The following is a 1,627-nucleotide window of genomic DNA, read 5'->3' as shown; positions in this document are numbered from 1 at the left end:
GGGGGAAAGGGGTGCTTGGAGTGGTTTACCGGGGTAATTTTACGGTAAATGTGGTTTTTTGCTTGGTGCTTTTGAGAGCAATGGTGCCAGCTAAATTGGTAACGAGCTGCTTGACGAGCGCTAATCCCAGACCGCTGCCGCCATACTGCCGTAGATCTAATTCGGGCACTCGGTAAAATTTTTCAAAAATGCGGAGTTGATGGTCGGTGGGAATATGGACGCCGGTATTTGCGATCGCAATCTCCACAGCAGTATCGGTGGCCTTGACCGTAATCGTAATGGTCTTTTTAGCTGGGGTATATTTAATCGCGTTGGTGACCAGCTCTGTGACGATGCGCTCTAGTTGCGTGATATCGCACTCAAACAAAAGGGGGTCTTGAGAAATTTTGGTTTTAAGTGTGAGGGATTCCTGCTCAACCCTGGCGTCAAAGGTACGCAGCAGCGATGGCATCCAGTCGCTGAGGTTCATCAGTACCGGCTCTGATGACTTTTGGTACTCAGGAAACATCAGGGTGATGAGATTGTCGGCAAATTGTTTTTGTCGTCGACATTCTTGAGTAAGCAGGCTGAGCACTTTGAGGACCGTACTACGCTTGGGCACCTTACGCCATGAGACGTCTTTGAAGATTCTTTCTAATGTTTGGGTGGAGAGTTGAATATTTCCCAAGGGACCAAACATCTCATGGGAGATCAGCTTTAAAAAATCGTCCTTGGCCTGGCGCAGCTGCCGAATTTCGGTTTGCTGAGTCTCTAAGGTTTGTTCGAGATGGCTTTGGTGAAGTGCGATCGCAAAACACGCGATAATCTGCCGTAACTGACCCAGTTCAAGCTCATCAAAAACCTCTTTACTGGCGCGTGTTAGCCAGACATTGCCCAATAGCTCTGTGCGATTCATCATCGGACATCCCAGCCAGGTTAAAGGCATGGTTGAGGATGTCTTCACCCCCAAACCCTGGGAACTGAACAACAGCGATTTTCCCAAGGTTAAAGGTTCATAGAGTTCCCAAAACTGATCGACAGCATGGGGCTGGTCTGCCGACCCTAGCCACCCATCGCCGGTCCCCCCAATCAGAGTAGCCACACGCCGTTCTGAGTCGTACAGCTCTATCTGACATCCGCGCAGATCAAATTCTTTGACCATGACTTTAGGTAGCCAGTCAGCTAACGCCTCCACAGCTCCACCCTGTTGCGCGAATGCCAGCGTACGCTCAACCAAAGAGCGAGAAGATCCAGCAGCCTGTTTAGCACTTTGCGAAGCAGGCGACATGAACAGCTCTGAATCAATCGTTTCAGACTGCAAAAAATCACACGTCAACTTGCGCTTTCCCAAAGCTGCTCTAGCCCCTTAACTCATTATTTTTTGCTGTACAGGCGTTCCATGGCAACCTCTGCAGACGCAATTTTCGGATCTTATAAAATCCGTCTTCCTTACCACTTAGTTAAATATACGCAGACCTTAATTGAATGCTACTAAAGCACACAAAAACTGTCGAGTATCAGCAAATGGTTCAATTAGGCTAATAAACCAGCCCAAACGACACTAAGAACCGTCTCCAACAGCTCAAATACTACCTATTCTGAATATGATTTCCACAGATTACCTGCCTATGGAATCAGACATGTCTCT

Annotated in this window: 1 protein-coding gene; it reads right to left on the bottom strand. The window is 48.0% G+C overall.

Translation table 11 applies throughout. The features are described 5' to 3' along the window. Window positions 1-25: 25 nt before the first annotated feature. The gene (locus IQ260_RS30440) at window positions 26-1,267 is read right to left on the bottom strand and encodes a sensor histidine kinase (protein ID WP_193996779.1); all 1,242 of its coding nucleotides are present in this window, start codon (window positions 1,265-1,267) and stop codon (window positions 26-28) included. Window positions 1,268-1,627 lie beyond the last annotated feature (360 nt).

Origin of the sequence: Leptolyngbya cf. ectocarpi LEGE 11479 (assembly GCF_015207065.1) — a bacterium.
Classification (GTDB): Bacteria; Cyanobacteriota; Cyanobacteriia; order Phormidesmidales; family Phormidesmidaceae; genus Leptothoe; species Leptothoe ectocarpi.
Note: the sequence above shows the minus strand (reverse complement) of the source record. Positions and strands in the feature narration are given on the sequence as shown.

What these genes read in the sequence shown, in the direction of transcription:
- IQ260_RS30440 (WP_193996779.1), bottom strand. Translation starts at nt 1,267, where the DNA reads ATGTCGCCTGCTTCGCAAAGTGCTAAACAGGCTGCTGGATCTTCTCGC.